General features: G+C 68.6%; 22 protein-coding genes. 11 read left to right on the top strand and 11 right to left on the bottom strand.

Annotated features, from left to right (window positions below; translation table 11 throughout):
- Window positions 1-79: 79 nt before the first annotated feature.
- A complete protein-coding gene (locus BHD05_RS14250; RefSeq protein WP_202614232.1) occupies window positions 80-2,125 on the bottom strand; it encodes a nuclease-related domain-containing DEAD/DEAH box helicase in 2,046 nt (681 codons plus the stop codon).
- 239 nt (window positions 2,126-2,364) lie between these two features.
- Complete coding sequence (locus BHD05_RS14245) at window positions 2,365-3,708, bottom strand: MFS transporter (RefSeq protein ID WP_161887019.1); 1,344 nt, start codon at window positions 3,706-3,708, stop codon at window positions 2,365-2,367.
- Window positions 3,709-3,908: 200 nt separating this feature from the next.
- On the opposite strand from BHD05_RS14245, the gene BHD05_RS14240 reads away from it, so the two are divergent.
- Window positions 3,909-4,268 (top strand): YidH family protein, encoded by a 360-nt coding sequence (locus BHD05_RS14240; protein ID WP_161887018.1) that lies wholly within the window; start codon window positions 3,909-3,911, stop codon window positions 4,266-4,268.
- 5 nt (window positions 4,269-4,273) lie between these two features.
- Window positions 4,274-4,615, top strand: a complete 342-nt coding sequence (locus BHD05_RS14235; RefSeq protein WP_161887017.1) for a DUF202 domain-containing protein — start codon at window positions 4,274-4,276, stop codon at window positions 4,613-4,615.
- An 18-nt stretch (window positions 4,616-4,633) separates the two neighbouring features.
- On the opposite strand, the gene BHD05_RS14230 is transcribed toward BHD05_RS14235, so the two are convergent.
- Both BHD05_RS14230 and BHD05_RS14225 read right to left on the bottom strand, forming a co-directional pair.
- Window positions 4,634-5,158, bottom strand: coding sequence for a DUF1697 domain-containing protein (locus tag BHD05_RS14230; protein WP_161887016.1), 525 nt, complete (start codon window positions 5,156-5,158; stop codon window positions 4,634-4,636).
- Window positions 5,158-6,300 carry an NYN domain-containing protein gene (locus BHD05_RS14225; protein WP_161887015.1) on the bottom strand — a complete coding sequence of 381 codons (1,143 nt, stop codon included), beginning with the start codon at window positions 6,298-6,300 and terminating at the stop codon, window positions 5,158-5,160. The genes BHD05_RS14230 and BHD05_RS14225 overlap by 1 nt, the downstream gene beginning before the upstream one ends.
- A 124-nt stretch (window positions 6,301-6,424) precedes the next feature.
- Between BHD05_RS14225 and BHD05_RS14220 the strand changes: the two genes are divergently transcribed.
- Together BHD05_RS14220 and BHD05_RS14215 are read left to right on the top strand one after the other, a co-directional pair.
- A complete protein-coding gene (locus BHD05_RS14220; RefSeq protein ID WP_161887014.1) occupies window positions 6,425-7,330 on the top strand; it encodes a zinc-ribbon domain-containing protein in 906 nt (301 codons plus the stop codon).
- Between the two features lie 63 nt (window positions 7,331-7,393).
- Window positions 7,394-7,810 carry a VOC family protein gene (locus BHD05_RS14215; RefSeq protein WP_161887013.1) on the top strand — a complete coding sequence of 139 codons (417 nt, stop codon included), beginning with the start codon at window positions 7,394-7,396 and terminating at the stop codon, window positions 7,808-7,810.
- Here BHD05_RS14215 and BHD05_RS14210 read toward each other — a convergent pair.
- Both BHD05_RS14210 and BHD05_RS14205 read right to left on the bottom strand, forming a co-directional pair.
- The gene (locus BHD05_RS14210; protein WP_161887012.1) at window positions 7,807-9,192 is read right to left on the bottom strand and encodes a pyridoxal phosphate-dependent decarboxylase family protein; all 1,386 of its coding nucleotides are present in this window, start codon (window positions 9,190-9,192) and stop codon (window positions 7,807-7,809) included. The genes BHD05_RS14215 and BHD05_RS14210 overlap by 4 nt on opposite strands.
- Before the next feature lie 44 nt (window positions 9,193-9,236).
- Window positions 9,237-9,737, bottom strand: a complete 501-nt coding sequence (locus BHD05_RS14205; protein ID WP_161887011.1) for a bifunctional nuclease family protein — start codon at window positions 9,735-9,737, stop codon at window positions 9,237-9,239.
- Window positions 9,738-9,881: 144 nt separating this feature from the next.
- On the opposite strand from BHD05_RS14205, the gene BHD05_RS16200 reads away from it, so the two are divergent.
- The 3 genes from BHD05_RS16200 (at window position 9,882) to BHD05_RS14190 (ending at window position 11,177) form a co-directional block, all read left to right on the top strand.
- On the top strand, window positions 9,882-10,037 hold the full coding sequence (locus BHD05_RS16200) for a DUF1905 domain-containing protein (protein WP_161887010.1): 156 nt from the start codon (window positions 9,882-9,884) through the stop codon (window positions 10,035-10,037).
- Window positions 10,038-10,111: 74 nt separating this feature from the next.
- A complete protein-coding gene (locus BHD05_RS14195; RefSeq protein ID WP_161887009.1) occupies window positions 10,112-10,678 on the top strand; it encodes an OsmC family protein in 567 nt (188 codons plus the stop codon).
- 310 nt (window positions 10,679-10,988) lie between these two features.
- The gene (locus BHD05_RS14190; protein ID WP_161887008.1) at window positions 10,989-11,177 is read left to right on the top strand and encodes a hypothetical protein; all 189 of its coding nucleotides are present in this window, start codon (window positions 10,989-10,991) and stop codon (window positions 11,175-11,177) included.
- 171 nt (window positions 11,178-11,348) lie between these two features.
- Here BHD05_RS14190 and BHD05_RS14185 read toward each other — a convergent pair whose 3' ends face one another.
- Window positions 11,349-11,747 (bottom strand): toxin-antitoxin system YwqK family antitoxin, encoded by a 399-nt coding sequence (locus BHD05_RS14185; protein WP_161887007.1) that lies wholly within the window; start codon window positions 11,745-11,747, stop codon window positions 11,349-11,351.
- Between the two features lie 101 nt (window positions 11,748-11,848).
- Here BHD05_RS14185 and BHD05_RS14180 point away from each other — a divergent pair, with 101 nt between their 5' ends.
- Window positions 11,849-12,262, top strand: a complete 414-nt coding sequence (locus BHD05_RS14180; protein WP_161887006.1) for a DUF3054 domain-containing protein — start codon at window positions 11,849-11,851, stop codon at window positions 12,260-12,262.
- A gap of 22 nt (window positions 12,263-12,284) precedes the next feature.
- Here BHD05_RS14180 and BHD05_RS14175 read toward each other — a convergent pair whose 3' ends face one another.
- Complete coding sequence (locus tag BHD05_RS14175; RefSeq protein WP_161887005.1) at window positions 12,285-12,830, bottom strand: hypothetical protein; 546 nt, start codon at window positions 12,828-12,830, stop codon at window positions 12,285-12,287.
- Window positions 12,831-12,907: 77 nt separating this feature from the next.
- On the opposite strand from BHD05_RS14175, the gene BHD05_RS14170 reads away from it, so the two are divergent.
- Window positions 12,908-13,942 (top strand): NADPH:quinone reductase, encoded by a 1,035-nt coding sequence (locus tag BHD05_RS14170; protein WP_161887004.1) that lies wholly within the window; start codon window positions 12,908-12,910, stop codon window positions 13,940-13,942.
- Between the two features lie 135 nt (window positions 13,943-14,077).
- Entirely contained in the window at window positions 14,078-14,290 is a 213-nt protein-coding gene (locus BHD05_RS14165; protein ID WP_161887003.1) for a hypothetical protein, read from the top strand.
- 15 nt (window positions 14,291-14,305) lie between these two features.
- Here the strand turns inward: BHD05_RS14165 and BHD05_RS14160 are convergent, their stop codons facing one another.
- Window positions 14,306-15,235, bottom strand: coding sequence for an EamA family transporter (locus tag BHD05_RS14160; RefSeq protein WP_161887002.1), 930 nt, complete (start codon window positions 15,233-15,235; stop codon window positions 14,306-14,308).
- Window positions 15,236-15,267: 32 nt separating this feature from the next.
- On the opposite strand from BHD05_RS14160, the gene BHD05_RS14155 reads away from it, so the two are divergent.
- Entirely contained in the window at window positions 15,268-16,569 is a 1,302-nt protein-coding gene (locus BHD05_RS14155) for a cation:proton antiporter (protein WP_161887001.1), read from the top strand.
- On the opposite strand, the gene BHD05_RS14150 is transcribed toward BHD05_RS14155, so the two are convergent.
- Complete coding sequence (locus tag BHD05_RS14150) at window positions 16,566-17,435, bottom strand: hypothetical protein (protein WP_202614231.1); 870 nt, start codon at window positions 17,433-17,435, stop codon at window positions 16,566-16,568. The genes BHD05_RS14155 and BHD05_RS14150 overlap by 4 nt on opposite strands.
- Window positions 17,432-20,032: an ATP-binding protein gene (locus BHD05_RS14145; RefSeq protein WP_161887000.1), complete on the bottom strand. Its 2,601-nt coding sequence runs from the start codon at window positions 20,030-20,032 to the stop codon at window positions 17,432-17,434. Before BHD05_RS14145 ends, BHD05_RS14150 begins: the two co-directional genes overlap by 4 nt.
- Window positions 20,033-20,097: the final 65 nt, after the last annotated feature.

Raw genomic sequence — 20,097 nt, 5'->3', positions numbered from 1 at the left:
CTTGCGCTTCGTGACCGCGCGCTTCGAGTCGGCACCGCTCCACTGTGCGCGCCGCCAGCGAGATCCCTTCGAGTGGCGACTACGCGCAGACCCCAACCCACAAACCGTCGCGCGCCCGCGTCATCGCGACGTACAGCTCGCGCCGCTGGATCTCCTTCGCTTCGTCTCCGCGAGCCGGTGAATCGAGAAGCGCGGCCGGCACCCGTCCGACTAGCACCTGCTTGAATTCGAGGCCCTTCGCGCGCTTCACGGTGCCCACCTTGACCGCGTTCGTCGGCGTGCCGTCATAGCCGGTGAGCTCGATGATAGGGATGCCTGCGGCGGTCAGGGCGGTAACGGCTCCGGCAACGCCCCACGTTGTGAGACAGAGAACGCCGATGTCTCCGAGCGGCCCGGCTCCCCGCACTCGCTCCACCAGGGCAGCGTCGTGAGCCTTGCGTGAGGCGAAGCGGTCGGAGACGGGTGATTCGCCCGAGCGGGCGACGTTCGTTATGCGGTCGCCGGCGCCAACCAGGCCCTCGATGTCGGTGAACTCGTCGTCCGCCACCAGTGAGGCGGCGAATGCAGCGATCTCGCGCGTGTTGCGATAGTTGGTGCTCATGATCACGCCGCGGCCCGCGATCGAGACGCCTGCCTCGGCCAGTGTGAACCCGCCGGGGTAGATGGACTGCTGGCCGTCTCCGATCAGGGTGAGGCCGTCGGGTGAGTCGCCGACGAGCAGGTGCAGCATCCGCACCATCGCGCAGGACAGATCCTGCGCCTCGTCGATGATCACCCCGCCCCATCCCTCGAGAGGCGTCTCGCGCAACGACGCTTCGGCCTGAAGAATCACATCGTCGAAGTCGTGGATGCCACGCTGTTTCAGCCCGGCCTCGTAGCCGGTAAAAAGCTGCCAGACAGCTCGTCGCTGATCGACCCCGAGAGGGCGGCGCCGCCCCGTTCTGGCGAGGTCCGCGTATTGCTCGAACGTGGTGAGCCCGCGGCCCTTGATCACTTTGCTGAGCTCGTCGCGCCAATATTGCTTGTTGGAGTCGGCCTTGCCGAGGGTGCCGGGTAGACCGTGCTCCTGCCACAGCGCGGTGAAGAGGGCGTCGGCCTCTTTCGGTGCGAGATTCAGTCGCACGCCACGTTGGCCAAGCAGTCTCCGGGCGAAGGAGTGCACGCCGGCGAACTCGACCCGGTCCACGGCTTCAGGGGCGAGACGATGGAGGAGGCTCGATAGGACGGCGGGCAGCGTGCTGACAAAGGTCGTCACGAGGATCTTGTCCGGCTGAGACCTGGCGAGGTAGGCCGCCCGGTGCAGCCCCACGACGGTCTTGCCTGTGCCGGCAGCGCCGCGGATGCGTGACGGCCCGCCGAAATTGCGCCGAACCAACTTCGCTTGGTCCGGGTGGAGAAACGCCATCCACTCCTCGATCGGTGCGGCCATGAGACCCGCGAGCAGCACCTCGGTGACATCCTCGACCGTGACGAGCGGCTCCGGAGCAGCCTCCGCGAGAGCGGGTTGGGGGATGCTGAGGTCGAGTTTGGTCGGCGCCTCGCCGAGCACGGGGAAGTGCTGCATAGCGACACCGAGCACGGTGTTCGTCTGCACCGGCGTCAGCCGGACGCCGCGGGAGTTGATGTACTTCGCGGCCTGGCGCTCCCCGACCACGATGAGCGATCCAACCTCGGTGGGCGGCACGTTGCGATTAGCGAGCACGACGACCACGTGCACCTCGCCAGGTGCGAGGCCGTGCTCCGCCATCACCGCCTCAGTGCCCCAGGCGAGGTCGGCGAGTCCCGCGAGGTCATCGGTCACGTCCGCCTGCCCTCGGAAGATGCGCCCGCCGGCGATCTGCACCTCGGCCCACGCCTTGGTGTCGACGATGAAGAGGCCGCCCGGTCCCACCAGCACATGATCGACCTGTGCCCTGCGCGATCCCGGCCAGCCGCGGTCGTGCAGGAACGTGTATCCGGCGGCGGTCAGCGGCGCCAGGCTTCCAGCGACCTGGCGCTCGGTATGGTGGGCGATCATCCACCGTTCGGCCATCGACCGCGCCTCGATCGCGAGCCGCTCGTGCTCGTTCGCCTGTGCTTGCAGGCGTCGAGCTTCGGTTCCGGCGGACTGCCCCGCTGCGCTCACACTCGTCCCCCATTGCCGACGGTCGAGGCTCGGCCTTCCTCAGCTCCCAGTCTGTCGGTCCGGCTGAGCGAAAGGCAGCTTTTCGGTGTGGCCAGTTGTGGGGGTAGAACTCTGCCGAGAGCGCTGCCGAGCTTCGCGGGTTGTGCGCGCTCGCGCGGGAGGTGGGCCACCCGCGTTCCCGCGCAACTCCCGCGGGGGTTTCGACACGGTCGCTGCGCGACCGGCTCAACCGGCGGATGCTACGGCTGCGGATCCAGCGCGTCGTACTCCCGAAGTGACCGCGTGACCCGCAGAATCACGGCCGCCGCGACCACGATGACCAAGCCGCCCAGCAACGGCGGGAACCACAGCAGGGCGGTGAGACTCAGCACCCCGACATAGAGGTCACCGACCCGCGGGCCGCCCGTCACGACGACGGTGAAGATACCCTGCAGCCGGCCGCGCATCTCGTCCGGAACGGCCGCTTGCAGCATCGTGTTGCGAAAGATCATGCTCACGTTGTCGGCTGCCCCCGAGAGGGCCAGCAGCACGCTCGCCGCGAGGAGGGCGGGCAGGCTCGCATCCGCGATGTCCGGTCCGACGTCATGCGGAACCAGCGCGGTCACGAGCAGCACGCCACCGAACAGCAAAATGCTCGCCCCGTAAGCCACGACCGCGATCGCCATCGCGATGCCCTGCCGCCGGATGCCGCCGAGCCTGCCCGAGAACACGCTGATCAGCAGCACCCCGACCGCGACCGCCGATGTCAGGATGCCCACTGTGACGGCGCCGCCTCCGATCAGCAGCGCACCGACGGCGGGCAGCAGCACCCGCGGATTACCAAACGTCATCGCGAAGATGTCGATCAGGAATGAGGCCCGAATATTCGGTGCGTGCTTCAGGAATCGGATGCCGTCGACGATGGTCCGGAGGTTGGGCTTGCGCTTCTCTCCCTCAGGCAGGGTGCCGGGCAGTGTGTAGAGCCCGTAGAACGCGGCGAGAAACAGCACCGCGTCGATCGTGTAGGTCCAGCTGACTCCGGCATAGGCCACGAGAACGCCCGCCAGGGCCGGACCCACGGTGAGCATGATGCCGCCGGCCATGCCGCCGAGGGCTCCGGCGGCGGGCAGCAGTTCGCGTCGGATGAGCCGCGGCACGATCGCCTGGCGGGCCACATGCACCATCGTGGAGGCGACCGTGTTCACGGTGATCAGCGCGTAGAGCGGCCAGAGCTGCGTCACGTCGAGCCACGACACCGAAGCGAGGGCGAGCACCGAGCCCCACGCGACGACGGCCGCGAGCAGGGCGACCTTGCGGCGGTCGAACGAATCCGCGAGGGCCCCGCCGTAGAGGCCGGCGAGAATCATGGGGACGAGCGCGAAGGCGGCGACGAGCGACACCGCGAGGGTCGACGCGGTGAGTTCGTAGATGTGCAGACCGACGGCGACGATCGTGAGCTGGCTGCCGATTCCGGTGATCAGGCCGCCGATCCACATCCGCGCGAACGCGGGGCTTTCGCGCAGTGGCGCGAGGTCGACGAAGTGGCCGCGGACGCCCTGCGGGGCGGTGGCGCGTTCTGGGTCGAGGGGCAGCTGGTCAGTCACAACTTCATTGACGCTACACCGCCGTCGACAGGCTCTTTGCCGCCCCCGCTCACCCCGTTCTCCGACCTGCCGGCACGCAGACAATCAGGTGAGGTCGTCGAACTCTCCTCTTGTCCACGCAATGTGGCGATCGGCCGAATCTCGCACGATCTGCTTCGCGCCGGAGCCGAGAAAATCGCCGACCGGTAGGCTCTGACCACATGAGATCACGGTTCCCGCGCGGGGTATTCGAGCTGGGCGACGAGCCCGATCCGCGCTTCAGCCTCGCGAACGAGCGCACCTTTCTGGCCTGGATTCGCACCTCCCTCGCGCTGCTGCTCGCCGGCGTCGCGCTGGAAGCGCTGGATGCCCCGATCCAGGCCGAGCTCCGCCTCGCCTCCGCGCTCATCTTCATCGCCCTCGGCCTCGTGTCGATCGTGCACGCCTGGTGGTCCTGGGCCGCGACCGAGCGATCGATGCGGCTGGCGCAGCCGCTGCCGGGCCTCGCGATCGGCGCCGTGATCACCAGTGGTGCGGCCATCGCAATCGTCGGCATCATCGTCGGGAGCCTGCTGGTGTGAGTGGGATGCGAATTTTCGAGTCGGGGCTGCAGCCGGAGCGCACGCTCCTCGCGTGGCGTCGCACCTGCCTCGTGCTCGGGCTGGGAGTCGCCGTCTCCATCCGGTTCGGCGCCATCGCCGACCCGCTGATGGCGCTGCTGATCGGGGTGCCCGGTCTCGCGCTCGTCGGCGGCGCCTATGCGCTCACCTCGATTCGCTACCACCGGGCCACACGGGCCTTGGTGAACGACCCCACCGCGGCTGTCAGCGAGGGTCGGGCCATCGCGGCGGTGACGGTGGTCGCACTGCTGGTCGGGCTTGCCGCGCTGGTGTTCGTCGTGGCCCAGTCAGAGGTGCTGTCGAGATGAATCTCAACAGCGAGCTGATCACCCGGCAGGGATGTCCCGAGTGAGGGAGACGAGCTTCGTCATCGTGTTCATGTTCCGCACCGTGACCGGGCCGAGCGATTTCGGCAGGGTCAGCTTCGAGCGACCCATGCCATCTGGGTAATACACGTAGAGTTCCCGCTCGCCGGCCACGACCTGTTCGCCGCCCGGCGTGGGGATCCCGCCGACGACCGCGGCGGGCACCGGCTCGTGTGCGAGCGCCACTCCGACCTTCGCCCCCTCGGCGTCGGGGAAGGGGTTCGACGACACCGAGCGCTCGAGCTCAGCCGCGGTGCGGATGATGACCTGGGCGGGCGTGCCGAGTTCGTCGGTGAGTGCCATCTCGAGCGCCGTTCGCGCAGCATCCGCCGACCACGGTGACGAGAAGACGACGTTACCGCTCTGTATGTAGGTGCGCACGTGCCTGAGCCCGAGGCTGGTACAGAGTTCCGCGAGCCGTGTCATCGGCAGCGTGCCGGTGCCGCCGACGTTGACCGCTCGCACCAGCGCGACGTAGACGGTCATTAGCCCTTGACGCGGGCCCGCGCCCGCAGCTTGATGCGACCGGCGAGGTCGTCCTTGCCCACGAGCACCACCGAATCCCGGCTCTTCACGAAGTCGGAGAAGCTTTTGAAGCCGAGCGCCTTTTCATTGAACGAGGGGTCCATACGCTGCATTTGGCTCTTCACGCCGCCGCTGTGCAGCCATTCGTCGTCGCTCTTCGCGTGGCTCAGCCGCATGGCTCGCACCAACAGCTCGGTCACATCCGTACCCCGGTCGGGGCTGTCGGCGGCGGACTCCTCCTCGGCGACCTCACGCTCGGCGTCGGTCGTCCCGTCGGGCTCGCTGAAAACAGCCTCGGTCGCGGCGGGCTTCTTTCCGGCCGACGACGCGCGCCGGGAGGCCGGGGCCTTGCGCTTCGATGTCTGCGGGGGCTCGCTGGCAGCATCCGCCGCCGCTTCGGCCGTAGCGGCTGGTTCGGCTGATGCGTCTCGTTCGGCGGATGCGTCTGGTTCGGCGGATGCCGCCAGCTCGGCTGCGGGCGCACGCTGGGACCTCCGCTCCCGGGGGGACTCGCGCTCCTCGTCGTCCTCCTCCTCGACGCCCGGCAGCTCGCCGTAGTAGGCGAACTCGTTGCACGCCGCCGCGAGCTGCTTGCTCGTCGCACCAGCGACACCGATGCCCACGACGTGGCGGCCGAGCCGCTTGCAGCGCTGCGCGAGGGGGATGAAGTCGGAGTCGCCCGCGACGATGACGACATGGGTGATGTCGGGCAGCCGGAACATGTCCTCGACGACGTCGACCGACAGCCGGATGTCCGCGCCGTTCTTCGTGTACTGCGCCGTCGGGAACAGCTGGGTCAGGTCGATTGCGCGGTCGACGAGCTGCCGGCGGTAGCGGGAGTTGGCCGGAACCGACCAGTCCGCGAAGGCGCGACTGATCACCACGGTGCCGAACGAGGTGGCGTAGTCGATGATCGCGCCAACGTCGACGATCGCCCGCAGCGCCTGTTCCTTCGCCTTGGCTTCGGTGGGCTCGCCGTCGGTCCCGTTGCGCGCCTTGTCGGCCATGAACCTGCCCCGACCGTAGACCTGGTCGTAGCGCGAGATGACGATGTTGTCGAAGTCGATGTAGACGGCGACGCGAGGGTCGGATGCTTCGGCCATGGGTGTCCTTGTCAGTCGGGCAGTAGTTGCCAGCCCCAGTCTCGCGCGTCGCGCGGCGCTCGCCAATTGCGACTCGCGCGGCGGTTGTCGGTGCCCCTTCGTAAAGTGGGTATCGGAGGGTGATGTGCCGGAGCAGGTAGAGGCCTGGTGGGCCAGGCGGCAGCGGTCGAAGGGCACGAGCCTGCCCTATTCCGTCGGGCAGTACCGCGAGGCCTGGCAGAGCTACCCGGTGCTCGTGCGGCAGTACCACCCCGACCTCAATCGCGGCATCACCCTCACCCAGATTCCTCCCGCAGCGGATGTCTACCTCGTCTGGGTATGCGTCGTCGGCCACGAGTTCGTTGCGACCCCCGATGAGCAGCGCCAACGCCCCGGTCAGTCGAGGCGTCGCTCGACCTGGTGCCCGGACTGCGCGGCGCTCGCCGTGACGCGCTCGCCACGGGGGGCAGCCGTCGCGCTGGTCGCGGGCGTGCGCGACAGCCCAGCTGACGCCCCGGCGGCGCCGGTCCGAAAACCGAAACCCCCAGCCAAGCTCGGTGACTCGAGAATCTGCGCCTCCTCGACCGCCGCGGGCCGCGCCATCGGCGACGCGTTCCATAGCGACTGCGCGCCGCGTCCAGCATCCGCCGCCGAGGGCGACCTGCGGGCGATGCTCACCGCACGGCTGCAGTTCGAACCCGGCCTCAACGCCGTGCGCGTTGCCCGCCCCTTCTTCACCCACCTCGAGGTCTGGCCCGACATCGTGATCGCCGAGCTGCGCGTGGCAATCGAATACGACACCACCGGCAGGGACGGCCTCGAGCACGTCGGGCGCCGTGAGGCCGTCGATCGCCGCAAAGACCGGATGCTGCGCGCCGCCGGCTGGGAGGTCGTTCGCATCCGCTGCGGCAAGCTGCAGCCAATCGGGCCGCACGACCTGGTCGCTCCGGGTGTCTCGTCGAGGCTCATCGATCGGCTCCTCGACGAGCTGAGGAGCATCCGCGGCGACCTCATCGTCGACTGCTACCTCGCCGAGAGGGCCTCGGCCTGAGGCGTTGCCTGGGGGTTGGCCCGGTGGAACGATGGGGGTGATCAGTCTCGAAAGGTGGCGGCCATGCCCACGTCCATTTTCGTCAACCTCCCCGTCGGCGACCTCGACCGGTCGAGGGGCTTCTTCGCGGCCCTCGGCTACGGCTTCGCCCCGGAGTTCGCCGACGAGAACTCCCTCTGCGTCGTCATCAGCGACAGCATCTTCGTCATGCTGCTGCTCGAGCCCTATTTCGCGTCGTTCACCAACAAGCCCACCGCCGATGCGGCATCCGTCGCCGAGGTGATCCTCACGGTCAGCGTCGACAGCCGCGACGAGGTCGACCGGCTCGCCGATACCGCGCTCGAGAGCGGCGGAACGTCGTCCTCCGCCCAGGACATGGGAATCATGTATTCGCGCAGCATCCAGGACCCCGACGGCCACATCTGGGAGTTCATGTGGATGGATCCGGGCCACGCCGAGGAGCCGGACGAGCGGGACTAACGCACCGCCGCGATCGCCCGCTCCACCGCCGCGAGAGATGCCGCCACGTCGTTGGCATCCGTGGACCAGTTGCTCACCGAGATGCGCAGGATGTCCTGGTCGTGCCAGCGGGAACCCGACATCCACGCGGTGCCGTCCGCGATGAGCGCGGCGGTGACACGGCGGGTGCGCTCGTCGTCGCCGAAGCTGATGCAGACCTGGGTGAAAACCAGGTCGTTGAGGATCTCGACCCCGGGCATCCGGGCGAGCCCCTCCGCGAGGGCTTTCGCGTTGTGAGCGAGGCCGTCGATGAGGTCGATCGTGCCCGACCGCCCGAGCGAGCGCAGTGCTGCCCAGACCGGGATGCCGCGGGCGCGGCGGGACAGCTCCGGCACCTTCTCGAACGGGTCACCCGGGCCCGCGTCTGCGCCGATGAGATAGCTCGTGTGCACCGCGAACACCGACCGGAGTACCTCGGGCCGGGAGACGATCGCGAACCCGCTGTCGTAGGGAACATTGAGTGTTTTGTGGGCATCCGTCGCCCAGGAGTCGGCCGTCTCGAGTCCGGCCAACTGCGGTCGGAGGGTCGGGCTCGCGGCGGCCCACAGACCGAACGCACCGTCGACGTGCACCCACGCATCGTGCGCGTGCGCGATCGTTGTGGCCTCTTCGATCGGATCGAAGGCGCCCGAGTGCAGGTTGCCCGCCTGAAGGCAGACGATCGCGAGGCCGGTGTGGCCGTCGAGGGCCCGGCCGAGGGCATCCGGGTCGAGCCGTCCCTCGGCGTCGACGCCGATCTCGACGGGGGCGGCGAGCCCGAGGTAGCGCAGCACAAGGTCGATCGTCACGTGCCGGTCGGCCCCGGCGAATACTGTGATGCGCGGCGATCCACCGAGGCCCAGGGTGTCGAGGTCCCAGCCGACGCGGTCGAGTGTCCACTTGCGGGCGGCGGCGAGGCCGACGAAATTCGCCATCGTCGCGCCCGTCGTGAATCCCACGTCGCTTCCGGCGGGGAGCCCGAGCAGGTCGAGCAGCCACCCTCCGGCCGCTTCCTCGGCGGCCACCACGGCGGGCGTCGCGTACCGCATGCCCGCGTTCTGGTCCCAGGCACTCACCATCCAGTCGGCGGCGAGGGCGGCGGGCAGCGTGCCGCCGATGACCCAGCCGAAGAAGCGGCCGGACGGCATCGCCATGAGCCCGGGGTCGGCGATCGCGGCGAGCTCGTCGACGACCGTCACCGGGTCGGTCGGGCCGTCGGGTAGCGGCGCCGCGAAGGAGGCGGCGAGCTCGTCGGCGTTCATCCGTGGGCCGACGGGCCGGGTGGCAATGGATGCGAGCCAGTCGAGCGAGTGGGCGAGGGCGTGTTCGAGGGCGGCGCGATAGTCATCCGGTTCCGCTGACATAGCGCAACGTTAGCCCTGCCGACGGCGGCTGCGTAAGGGGCCTGTCAACCCTGGAAGTCCTCGGGGTCGACCTCCTCGAGGAACCGCTTGAACTCGTCGAGCTGCGCCTCCTCGCCGGGGGTGCCTGTCATCTCGGTCTGGTCGGCGACTCCCGCGGCCTCGAGCACGTCATCGTTGACCCAGATGGGCGCGTCGACACGGGCGGCAAGTGCGATGGCGTCTGACGGGCGGGCGTCGAGCACCAGTCGCCCTTTCCCCGTCTGTAGCGTCAGCTCGGCGTAGAAGGTGCCTTCCTCGATGCGGGTGATATCGACGCGTTCCAGCTCGGCCTGCACCGCCTCGAGCAAGCTCTTCATGAGGTCGTGCGTGAGGGGCCTGGGGGCCTGAGCACCCTCGGTGGCAATGAGGATGGAGGTTGCCTCCTGGGTGCCGATCCAGATCGGCAGTATCTTGCCCGAGCCGGGCTCGTCCAGAATCGGCTTCAGAAGAACCACGGGCTGCGACCCGGAATCAACAGCGAGGGCGACAACGCGAACCTGGACCATGATGCAACTCCCTGGGTGGAGATACGGCGTTTTCACGTCATGGTAGGCCACTACCGCACACAAACCCATCCGTGGATTTGGTATGCGCCTTCTTCACGACGGTCGAGCTGCAGCGCGCCGAGGCCTGGTTTCGGGTCGATCCGGGTGAGTGTGACCCTCGGCGGCTCGACCTGGCTGACGTCGATCTTCCCCGACTCGAAGTCCGGCACCTTCCTGCTGCCGGTCAAGGGGTCCATTCGTGCTCGCGAACGGGTGGCGCCCGGCGACGTCGTGGGTGTGAGCCGCAAGCTGCTCGAGTAGCGCAGGTTACGCACTGTGTCCCTGCGTGACGTTCCGCCCGACGCCCGTGGCGGCATCCGTTCTATCGTCGGGCCATGACATTGATCCCCACCATCTCTCAGCCCGCCGTGTCCATTCCCAGCGTCAGCGCCGACGTGCGCGCGACACGGCTTCTCGATGCGGGTTCCGCCTGGGGCGACCGCATCGCGGCGAACCCGGCGAGCGCCCAGCTCACCTACCGTGTGCGCGCGGCCGGCGAGGGGTCGGTCGCGACCGCCGTCACCGCGGGAAAGCACAACTTCGTCGTCGACGAGCCCGCCGCTCTCGCCGGGGATGACGTCGCGGCGAGCCCCGTCGAGTACGCCCTCGGCGCTCTCATCTCCTGCCAGGTCGTCGTCTACCGCCTCTACGCGCAGGCGCTCGGCATCCGGGTGGACGAGATCACAGTCGACGCGGAGGGCGATCTGGATGCGCGTCGCCTCTTCGGTCTCGACGAGTCCGTGCGCGCCGGGTTCACCGATGTGCGCCTCGCGATCACGATCACCGGCCCGGAGTCGGAGGCGCGTTACCAGGAGCTTCGCGAGGCCGTCGACGAGCACTGCCCCGTGCTCGACCTGTTCCAGAACCCGACCCCGGTGAGCGTCACGGTCGCCAAGGGGTAGCTTCTTCGCGTTGAGCCGGTCGCGTTGAGCCGGTCGCGTTGAGCCGGTCGCGTTGCGGTTTCTGCTGGTGGAGCAGGTCCCGCAGTCGGAGGTGCGCCGAGTACGGAGTAGCGGTCGCTGCCAGACGGATGAGAAGAGCCACTACTCCGTATTCGGCGTGATGGTCGCGCAATCTGGCCGAGTTTGACCGGATGAAACCTGACTGGCGACTCCACCAACGTGCATTGACACGAAGGAGCGCGGATGCCGGCCCCAGCGCACACTGCTCGGCGGGGCGAACGCGAACGAACCGTTCACCGCGTTCTGGTTCATGTCGGTCCTGCTGTCTTCCCTGCTGCTGTTGCGACTGGTGATGGCGCTGCCGCTTCCTTTCGTGTGGCTCGCCGCCGCCGGGCTAATCGCCGGCTACCTGATCGGGCCGCAGCTCGCCTTCAGCCCGTTCGGCATCGGTTCGGGGGAACGCCCGTCGTCGTCGTCGCGATCAGCGCGGGTCTGCTGATCATCGCGGATGTCGTGTACCGCCGGATTCCCCGCCCCATCGAACGCGCGACGATCGGCTCGGCTTTCGACTCTCTCTGCGTTGTGCTTGTGCACCCGTGGTGCAGTGGGCGTCACGCTGCGGTGGCGGCAGGCTCACCGAGGCCGCCCGACGTGCGCGCCCCGGCGCCGATCAGCTGCGCGGGCCCCGGTGGATCCTCGTCGACTTCACCGCACCGTCGCGGTCGTAGGTCGTCCACTCCCCGACCCTTTTTCCGTTGTTGTTGTACGTGCCCTCGTCCCAGAGTTGTCCGTTGTCGAACCAGCGCTTCCACAGCCCCACCTGAAGGTTGTCGGTGAAGGCACCCTCCTGAAGGCGTTCGCCGTTCTGCCGCCACCACACCCAGTGCCCGGTCAGCTTGCCGTCGTCATAGACGCCGAGGGCTTTCAGCCGGCCGTTGCGGTAGAAGAACTTCCACTCGCCCTGTTTCATCCCGCCGCGCAGCTGGCCCATGCTCTCTGGCTTGCCGTCGGCAAAGGTACCCTCAAAGGCACCCGATTCCGGGTGCTCATCGTCCGCGAATATCGGCATGACGCCCTCCAACGGTTCGAATTTACTCCCTTGCGGCCGTGGCGGCTGCCCCGAATTCTCGCGCGCAGGCTCTTTTCGCGAAGCAGGCCTACGCTGGCTGCATGGAACCGAAGCGGGCCCGCGCCGCATCCGTCATCGCGTACCTCCTGCTCGATCTCGTTGTCGTGTTCCTTTTCATCTACGCCGGCCGGGAGACGCGCGGCGCCGGTCTCGGGGAGCGGCTCGTCGCGGGGCTTCCCTTCTTCATCGGCGTGCTCGTCGGCTGGGCCGCCGGGCGGGTCTGGCAGGCGCCTCGCGCCGTGCTGTGGAAGGGCATCATCGTCTGGGGCTCCACAGCTGCGGTCGGGATGCTGCTGCGCCTGGTGACCGGGGAGCCGACCGACTCGCGATTCGTCTTCATCACCTTCATCGCGCTCGGCGTCTTCCTGATCGGCTGGCGCGGCGCGGCCTGGGTGCTCGACGTGCTGTTCGGTCGGGTATTCCCCAAGGTCGTCGACGAGAAATACCGCAAGTAGCGAGAAGCCGGCACGACGCCGCTCAGAGCGCCGGATGCTCGCCGAGCCCGATCCGGTCGGGCACCGCCCGCGCGACACGGCGCAGCCACGGGCCGGGTTCGGGCCACTGACGGCTCGTCGGCAGCGTGCGCAGCAGGCGATCGAGCGAGGTGCGCCCGTCGCCGGTCCACGGGATCACGCGCGACGGAGCGACGTCGGGCAGCACACCCAGCCACCAGTGCTTCCAGGTCGGCGCGAGCTGCTCCGGATCGATCACGACGTAGTAGTCGGGCATGCTCAGAATCCCGCGTTCGAGGGCGCCGACAGCCCGGTCGACCTCGAGGTCGAGCGTGCCGAGCGTGGCGAGGTCGTCGAAGAACTCGACCCACGCCGCAGCGACATGCTCGAGAGGGTCGCGGTCGTGCACGAGATAGGGGGAGTGGGCGCGGGCGATCCAGCGCTGCACCTCGTCGTCGGGCACATCGGTGAAGGACTCGCCGCACACGTTCGCGAACGCGTCGAGCACGTGGATGACGTTGGACGCGTCGTCGCCCACGATGACGATGGTCGTGCTCCTGGAGCTTCCCATGTCGGCGACTTTACGCCGGGATCATCCGGATGACCCGGAACCGGAAGCATCCATCACCGCGTGGCGTTACCTCCACCATGAAATCGATCATCTACAGCCAGTCCGGTGACCCCGGTGTACTGCACCTCGTCACGCGCGAGATCGCCGAGCCCGGCCCGGGCGAGGTGAGGGTGCGCGTCGCCGTGTCCGGGGTCAACCCCACCGACTGGAAGTCGCGCCGAGGCAGCAGCCCGGGGGAGGCACTCGCGTTCGACAGCGTCGTGCCGAACCAGGACGGTTCCGGAACGGTGGATGCCGTCGGTGACGGTGTCGACCGGGTGCGTGTCGGCGACCGGGTGTGGCTCGCGCTCGCCGCCTTCGAGCGGGCGGCGAGCGGCACAGCCCAGGAGTTCACCGTTCTGCCGACCGAGCGGGTCTACCCGCTGCCGGATGCGGCGAGCTTCGAGGTCGGAGCCAGCCTGGGCGTGCCGGCGATCACGGCGCACCGCGCGCTCACAGTGGCCGAGGACGGCCCGAGCCGGCTGCATCCGGGTGCGCTGGAGGGCAAGGTCGTGCTCATCGCCGGCGGCGCGGGCGCGGTCGGCCATGCCGCGATCCAGCTCGCCCGCTGGGCCGGCGCAACCGTGATCACAACCGTCAGCTCGCCCGGGAAGGCGGCGCTCGCCACAGCGGCCGGCGCCCACCACACCGTCGATTACCGGGACTCGGATGCCGCGGCGGAGATCCGCCGCATCGCACCGGACGGCGTCGACCAGATCGTCGAGGTGGCCCCGGCCCAGAACGCCCCGCTCAACCTCGCCGTCATCCGCAACCGGGGATCCGTATCGGTCTACGCCAACAACGGCGGCGAGACGATGACCCTCGATGTTCGCCCGCACTTCAGCCTCAACATCCGCTACCAGTTTGTGCTGCTTTACTCTGTCGGCCAGGAGGCGCTGGACGCCGCCGCCGCCGACATTGCCGCCGCGCTGCTCGACGGGGCGCTGCCGGTGGGTGAGCAGGCCGGCCTGCCCCTGCACCACTTCGACCTCGCGCACACGCCTGACGCGCACGCGGCGGTCGAGAGCGGCGTCGTGGGCAAGGTGCTCATTCGGGTTGACGGAACCTCGTAGGTCGCTGCGGCAGTCGAGCCCGCCTCGACGAGTTGTCGAGGCCGGCCAGCCCGCCTATTCTGGTCGGCAATGGATCAGGCGGCCCCGACGAGGCCGGGGGTCGCCGCATCAACCCGGCCTCATAAGCGAGCAATCATGGCCATTTTCACTCTTCAGTTCGACGACGTCGCAACCTACGCAGCGCTGGTCTATCGGCTTAAGACCCTCACCCAGGAGATCGACAATCGACTCGGCCACGCGGGGGAGATCATCTTTCCCGAGAGGCGCGAGATCGAGACGATCCTGAGCGACGGAGGCATCGGGCGCTGGCAGATCACGACCCCGGCGACCGCCATCGGGTTCGACTGACGCTCAGCGGGGCGGTCACGGCCCGGGCCGCGGCGCTGCCCGCGTTGTCGGAACAGGGTCTGGCGCGGGGGCAGGGGCGGCCCGAGTGAACGGCACGCGTGTGATCACGGCAGCAGCTAGGCCGGCGAGCATGATGGCGCCGCCGATGAGCTCGCTTGCCGTGGGCTCTTCGCCCTGCACGACCCACGCGGCGAGGATTCCGATGATGGGGATCAGCAGCGTGAACGGCACGACGGAGCTGGTCGGGTATCTCGCGAGCAGCGAGTTCCAGATGCCGTAGCCGATGAGCGAGGCCGCGACGGCGGTGTAGACGGTGCTGAGGATCGCGACGAGCGAGATGTTCACGATCGAGTCGATGACCACCGCGGGAGTGTCGACGAGGAGAGCGAGCGCGAGGCTCGGAATCGGAACGACGAGCCCCGACCAGACGACGAGCGAGAGACCGGATGCCGCCTTCGCGCGCCGGCTCAGCACGTTGCCGATCGCCCAGGCCAGCGCGGCGAGCATCGTGATCACGAGCGGCAGCCAGGGGGCGGCGGCGCTGTGCCCAACGACAACGACGGTGAGGCCAGCCATCCCGACGATGATGCCGACCAGCTGCCTCCGCGTCGGCCGCTCCCGCAGCACGATCGCCGAGACGATCACCGAGAGCACGACCTGGGTCTGCAGCAGCAGCGAAGCAAGGCCGGCCGGCATCCCGAGCGCCAGTGCGAGGTAGAGCAGCGCGAACTGCCCGAGGCTCAGAAACGCGCCGATCGCCAGAATGTTGCGCCAGCCGATCGCCGGCGGCCTGATGAAGAAGATGGCGGGCACGATGACGAGCAGAAACCGGATGGCGACGAAGACGAGCGGCGGGACATCCGCGAGCCCCGCATCGATCACCACGAAGTTGAGCCCCCAGATGACGACGACGAGCAGCGCGAGCAAAGTGTGTCGTGGGGTCACTCGGTCTAGCTTGCCAGCATAAAGTTGTGTCAGTGATCGAGTTCGACGGCGCAAGCGCCATTTTTGCGGCCATCGGCGTCGCCACCCTTGCCGCGGCGCTGCTTCCGCGCCTCCTCGGCACGGTGCCAATCTCAATGCCTATGGTGTTCCTCGGCGCCGGCATGCTCGCCTTCGTGCTGCTGCCCGACCTCCCCGATCCGGACCCGATCGACAACAACACGATCGCCCTTCACCTCACCGAGGTGTGTGTGATCATCTCCCTGATGGGGGCCGGCCTGGCACTCAACCGGCCGGTCGGCTGGCGGAGCTGGTCGACTACCTGGCGGCTTCTCGCGATTACCATGCCACTGTCGATGCTCGCCGTCGGCATCCTCGGCTGGGCTTCCCTCGGTCTCGGTGCGGCGAGCGCCGTGCTGCTGGCCGCGGCACTCGCCCCCACCGACCCGGTGCTCGCGACCGAGGTTCAGGTGAGCAAGCCCCAGTCCGACCCCGGCCACGACGACGACGAGGCCAGGTTCGCGCTCACCTCGGAGGCCGGCCTCAACGATGGGCTCGCGTTCCCCTTCACCTATGCGGCGGTCGCCATCAGCCTCGTCGGAGTCGCCCCGGCCGCCTGGCTGCTCGACTGGGTGCTCATCGACGTCGCCTGGCGGCTCACCGTCGGGGTGATCGTCGGACTCGTCGTCGGCTGGCTGCTGAGCAAGGCTTTCTTCTCAGGCAGGGCCGGCCGGTTCGCGCTCGCCGAACAGGCGGAGGGGTTCGTGGCCCTCTCCGCCACCTTCCTCGCCTACGGGATCGCCGAGCTCGCAGAGGGCTACGGCTTCATCGCCGTGTTCGTCTGCGCCGTCACAGTTCGCGCGGCGGAGCGCACCAACGGATACCACGGTGTACTGCACAAGTTCGTCGAGCAGATCGAACGGATACTGACCATCACCGTGCTGATCCTGCTCGGCGGGGCCGTCGCCCGGGGCCTGTTCTCCGATATCGGCTGGGCCGAGATCTCCATCGCGGCCGCGTTCCTGCTCGTCATCCGTCCGATCGCCGGCTGGATCGGTCTGAGCCTGGGCAAGTCGGGCCCACGCGAGCGCGGCGTGATCGCGTTCTTCGGTGTTCGCGGTATCGGCTCGCTGTTCTACGTCGCCTACGCACTCAACGCCGGAGACTTCCCCGACGCCGAACGGCTCTGGGCCATCGTCGGACTCGTCGTCGTCGGATCGATCCTCATCCACGGCATCGCCGCCACCCCCGTCATGGCGCTTCTCGACCGTTCGCGCCACCGCGAGGCGGACAGGCGCGGCAGCGGAGCATCCGACGTCGCGGAGACGCCGGTCTAGACGACGTCCTCGCTGCGCACCCTCGACCCGGGCTCGCCCTCCTCGCGCAGGTTCGAGTGGCGATCGCACCACCAGTAGAACGCCGCGTACCCGAGCAGAGACAGCACGATCCCAGTGACGAAGAGCGGCGCGGCGGGCCTCGACCACTCGAGGTCGCCCCGGGCGAACACGAGCGCGAGGGCGATGAACGACAGGCTGAACAAGTGAGCTTGGTAGATCCACCGGAACGCACTCCAGCGTTCGTCGAAGAACAGCCAGAGGTTCACCATCCCGGGCAGCGTGAGCACCGCGCCGACGATGCGCCCGGTCAACGGGGTGAGATCCCAAGCCCAGGTCGACAGGAACGCCTGCGGGACGAGGAACAACGCGAGGCCGACGAGCAGGGCGAGCACGCCGAGCGACCCGAGCATGACCCGCACCCGGAAGGGGATGCGGAAGTCGCCTTCCTCGGCGAGGCCGTCGTCGGACTGGCGGTTCGCGAGCAGGGCGCCAAGCACGAGGAAGGGAGTCACCAGATACAGAACGAGCCAAGTGATGAACGAGACGTGCCCAGCGTGGAAGCGATCGATGTGCAGCAGCGTCGCTACGCCCGCGAGGCTCGCGAAGACGACGATGGCGGGGAACCCGTGCCGGACGCGGTGCCAGCGGATCTGCCAGACAACGTGCACGAAGAACCAGATGCCGCCGAGATAGGCCGAGCCGAGCAGCATCGCAGTGAGCGTGGGCTGGATCGTCCAGGCGAACAGAAGCTCCGTCTCGGTGGGAAGCAGGTAGAGCAGCACGCTCGCGACGACAAGGAACGGCAGGATCAGCAGCGCGAGCCACTTCGTGAACGGCGCCATCTCGTCCCGCGCCCGCCCGGTCACGGAGCGTTCCCCGCCAGTGCGAACGCGACGACATCGTCCATCGACATGTCCCGCCCCTCGGTGCGGGCCGCCTCCAGGGCGGAGGCGTCGTCCCCGGCGAGGATCGGGGCGAGGTAGCGCTGGTGGAACGAGAAGCTCGCGGCGTTGTACAGCCCGGTCTGTTTCCTGAGCGCCTCGGCTGCCCGCAGAAGCCGACCGGCGCGCTGGATCTCCCGTCGGGCCGCGGCGATCGCGATGAGCCCCTCGAGCCCGTAGGCGACGCCCTCGGCGTGCCCGAGCTTCGCCGACGTGGCGAGGCTCTCGTTGAACGCGTCGCGGGCCTCGTCGATCGACCCCGCCACGAGTTTTGCCCAGCCCAGATGATGCAGTGCGATCGCGGTGCCGAGCTCTTCGTGCCGGTCGCGGGCCAGCGACAGGCTCTCCTGGAAGCGGTGCACCGCGCGGTGGATCTTCTGGTCCATGAGCGCGACCCGGCCGAGGGTCACGAGCGCCATCGCCTCGCCCCAGCCGTCGCCTTGCTCGCGGAACAGCTCCAGGCTCTTCAGCAGAGCCTCATCCGCATGGGCCGGGTCGGGCTTCTCATCGGCGAGCAGGGCGAGGGCCACCGAGATGAGGCTCAGGCCCTCCCCCGAGCGATCGTGCACCCGGTGGAACAGCTCCGCGCTCTCGGTGAGCGCAGGGACGACCCACTCGTTGGGATCCTGCCAGAGCGTGATTGACCGGGTGAAGTAGAGCGCGATCGCCCTCGTGCGGTCGGAATGGGCATCCTTCGCCGCGAGCACCTCTTCCATCCAGCCGCGCACCTCGCCGAGGAGCCCGCCGACCCACCAGAAAATGAACAGGTTCCAGGCGAACCGCGCGGCGGTGTCCCAGTCGTCGTGGTCGAGCAGAAAGCGCACGGCCGCCCGCAGATTGTCGCGATCGTCGTTGAGGCGGCTGACCCATTCCCGCTGGTGCGCGCCCTCAAGGTCGAACTCGATCCGCTCGGCGAGCTCCACGAAGTACTCCGCGTGCCGGGCGCGAATGGCCTCGAAAGTGCCGCTCGCCTCGAGCTGTTCGAGCGCGTACTCGCGCACCGTCGCAAGCATTGAGAAGTGCGACCTGCCCTCGCAGTCCTGCTGGCGGACGAGGCTGTTGTCGACGAGAATGCCGAGGCTCGTGAGCGGATCGGCGTGAGCCGCATCGCCGGCGACGAACTCGGCGGCCTCGAGCGAGAAGCCGCCCGCGAACACCCCGAGAAGAGCGAGGAGGCGTTTCTCGTCGGGTTCGAGAAGCTGTGTGCTCCACTCGATCGTACGGCGGAGGGTCTGCTGCCTCGGCGGAAGGTCTTTCGCGCCGGCTGAGAGCAGCGGCAGCCGCCGGTCGAGCCGGGCGAGCATCGCGGCCGGAGGGAGGGTGCGGATGCGTGCGGCTGCGAGCTCGAGCGCGAGCGGCACACCGTCGAGCTCGCGACAGATCGCGGCGACAGCGTCCTTGTTCTCGGCCGTCAGCTCGAAGTCGGGCTTCACGGCGCGCACCCGCTCGACGAACAAGGCGACGGAGGGCGAGGCGATCAGCTCCGCGGCATCCAGCCGCGCCGCCGGTCCAGGGAGCGCGAGCGGGCCGACCTCATAGGCGTGCTCGCCCGAGACCCGCAGCAGCGTCCTGCTCGTCACCAGGAACTTGAGGGTCGGTGCCGCTCTGAGCAGGCTGGTGAGGGTGGTGGCGGCGTCGAGCACCTGCTCGAAGTTGTCGACGACGATGAGCATCCGCCGCTGCCGCAGCGCCGTGGTGAGCTTCTCCAGAAGGGTCTCATCACCGGTGTCACGCACCCCGAGGGCCTGCGCGATCGCGTTCGGCACGAGCGCGGCATCCTGCACCGGCGCGAGGTCGACAAAGGCGACCTCGCCCTGCACCCTCTCGTTGAGCAACTTGGCGACGCCGATCGCGAGCCTGCTCTTGCCGATGCCGCCCGGACCCGTGAGGGTGACCAGCCGCACGCTGTCGCTGCGCAGCATGGCCTCGACGGCGAGCAGTTCCTTGTCCCGCCCGATGAGCGAGGTGAGGGGGGCTGGAATTGCGCCGGTGTCGGGGCCGGTGGCCCGCGGTCGGTCCGGCGACGGAAACGACGAACGCCGGCTCAGGTCGAATCGCTCGGCGAGGAGGGTCGCGAGGTCGTCCCCGAGCAGCTTGCGGAGCTGCTGCGGGGTCGAGAAGTACTTGAACGACGCGCCGTCATCGTTGCGGATGCGGTCGAGCAGCACATCCAGGCGTGGTTCGCGGGCGCCAGCAGACTCCTTGATGTAAATCAGCTTCGGGAGCCGCGTGGAGAGGTTGTACTCGTCCTCGAGACCGGAGACGGTCTCGGTCGGGGCCACCCATCCGTAGGCCTCCCAATAGAGCCCTACGAACACGTCACTCTGCTCAAGGTAGGCGCGGTAGAGGTCACGGGGTGGATGCGGCCGTGCGCCGAGCTCGAACATCACTGGTGCGAGGTGTAGCCGCTCGACCGCGACCCGCGCCGCCCTGCGCTCGGGGGCGAGCTCCTTGAGGGTGGAGCTGACGAAGGCGCGCAGACGCTGGTCGGGCGTGCGGATGCCCCCCGTCGATGGGTTCATGGGAGAGATTCTGCGCCCTCAGACCCCTCGGAGTCCACCCGTTTCGCGACTTCCGCCGCCCACGC

Origin of the sequence: Marisediminicola antarctica, from assembly GCF_009930795.1 — a bacterium.
In the GTDB taxonomy this organism is placed as follows: domain Bacteria; phylum Actinomycetota; class Actinomycetes; order Actinomycetales; family Microbacteriaceae; genus Marisediminicola; species Marisediminicola antarctica.
Note: the sequence above shows the minus strand (reverse complement) of the source record. Positions and strands in the feature narration are given on the sequence as shown.

What these genes read in the sequence shown, in the direction of transcription:
- BHD05_RS14240 (WP_161887018.1), top strand. Translation starts at nt 3,909, where the DNA reads ATGAGATCACGGTTCCCGCGCGGGGTATTCGAGCTGGGCGACGAGCCC.
- BHD05_RS14235 (WP_161887017.1), top strand. Translation starts at nt 4,274, where the DNA reads ATGCGAATTTTCGAGTCGGGGCTGCAGCCGGAGCGCACGCTCCTCGCG.
- BHD05_RS14230 (WP_161887016.1), bottom strand. Translation starts at nt 5,158, where the DNA reads ATGACCGTCTACGTCGCGCTGGTGCGAGCGGTCAACGTCGGCGGCACC.
- BHD05_RS14225 (WP_161887015.1), bottom strand. Translation starts at nt 6,300, where the DNA reads ATGGCCGAAGCATCCGACCCTCGCGTCGCCGTCTACATCGACTTCGAC.
- BHD05_RS14215 (WP_161887013.1), top strand. Translation starts at nt 7,394, where the DNA reads ATGCCCACGTCCATTTTCGTCAACCTCCCCGTCGGCGACCTCGACCGG.
- BHD05_RS14210 (WP_161887012.1), bottom strand. Translation starts at nt 9,192, where the DNA reads ATGTCAGCGGAACCGGATGACTATCGCGCCGCCCTCGAACACGCCCTC.
- BHD05_RS14205 (WP_161887011.1), bottom strand. Translation starts at nt 9,737, where the DNA reads ATGGTCCAGGTTCGCGTTGTCGCCCTCGCTGTTGATTCCGGGTCGCAG.
- BHD05_RS14195 (WP_161887009.1), top strand. Translation starts at nt 10,112, where the DNA reads ATGACATTGATCCCCACCATCTCTCAGCCCGCCGTGTCCATTCCCAGC.
- BHD05_RS14190 (WP_161887008.1), top strand. Translation starts at nt 10,989, where the DNA reads ATGTCGGTCCTGCTGTCTTCCCTGCTGCTGTTGCGACTGGTGATGGCG.
- BHD05_RS14185 (WP_161887007.1), bottom strand. Translation starts at nt 11,747, where the DNA reads ATGCCGATATTCGCGGACGATGAGCACCCGGAATCGGGTGCCTTTGAG.
- BHD05_RS14180 (WP_161887006.1), top strand. Translation starts at nt 11,849, where the DNA reads ATGGAACCGAAGCGGGCCCGCGCCGCATCCGTCATCGCGTACCTCCTG.
- BHD05_RS14175 (WP_161887005.1), bottom strand. Translation starts at nt 12,830, where the DNA reads ATGGGAAGCTCCAGGAGCACGACCATCGTCATCGTGGGCGACGACGCG.
- BHD05_RS14170 (WP_161887004.1), top strand. Translation starts at nt 12,908, where the DNA reads ATGAAATCGATCATCTACAGCCAGTCCGGTGACCCCGGTGTACTGCAC.
- BHD05_RS14165 (WP_161887003.1), top strand. Translation starts at nt 14,078, where the DNA reads ATGGCCATTTTCACTCTTCAGTTCGACGACGTCGCAACCTACGCAGCG.
- BHD05_RS14145 (WP_161887000.1), bottom strand. Translation starts at nt 20,032, where the DNA reads ATGAACCCATCGACGGGGGGCATCCGCACGCCCGACCAGCGTCTGCGC.